The 272-nt window shown below is 68.8% G+C and carries 1 pseudogene; it reads left to right on the top strand.

Features of this window, described 5'->3' with window-relative positions:
- Positions 1-272, top strand: a pseudogene (locus HCU76_RS36420) (lysine decarboxylase); the annotation flags it as partial.

The raw sequence follows: 272 nt of genomic DNA, 5'->3' as shown, positions 1-272 counted from the left end.
GGTGCCAGCGCCTACGCCGGCTGGGGCCTGCGCGACCTGTGCGACGCCCTGCATGCCTGCTTCCGCACCAACGACACGGCGCGCGCCATGAACGCGATGTACACCGACCTGCCCGAGCCTGCGATGAAGCCTTCGGAGGCCTATGACCGGCTTGTGCATGGTGCCGTCGAGCCGGTGCCGATCGACGACCTGAAGGGCCGCATCACCGCCGTGATGATCGTGCCTTACCCGCCCGGCATCCCGCTGGTCATGCCCGGCGAGCGCTTCATGAC

The organism is Variovorax sp. dw_308 (genome assembly GCF_019207085.1).
GTDB lineage: Bacteria > Pseudomonadota > Gammaproteobacteria > Burkholderiales > Burkholderiaceae_C > Variovorax.
This window is presented reverse-complemented; position numbering and strand designations above follow the sequence as displayed.